General features: G+C 46.6%; 1 protein-coding gene. It reads left to right on the top strand.

Going from position 1 to position 277, the window contains the following annotated elements:
* Window positions 1-131: 131 nt before the first annotated feature.
* Window positions 132-277: pantothenate kinase (locus CVH10_RS26805; RefSeq protein WP_219924881.1), on the top strand; the 146-nt coding region annotated here is incomplete at its 3' end.

Here is a 277-nt window from a genome sequence, read left to right as displayed (position 1 = left end):
AACGAAGGGGGAACGGAGAATGGAACAGAGCCTGCCGACGACGATTTGATGTTTAAACATGAGGATATGAGCCGGAGTCTACTATATGCCATCAGGTAATAAGCTAAAGCCATTCCCGGTACAAAACGACCATCACTAACTTTCCCAGTAACAACATCGGACAAATCGCCTACCTCCAGTCTGAGAAGCACCAAGTCCAGCATATCTACTTCGGTGGATCTTTTATTCGTGGACACCGTCAAACGATGAACACGCTGTCATATGCTATCCGTTTCTG

Source organism: Halomonas sp. ND22Bw, from assembly GCF_003011945.1.
Taxonomy (GTDB): Bacteria; Pseudomonadota; Gammaproteobacteria; order Pseudomonadales; family Halomonadaceae; genus Halomonas; species Halomonas halophila.
Note: the sequence above shows the minus strand (reverse complement) of the source record. Positions and strands in the feature narration are given on the sequence as shown.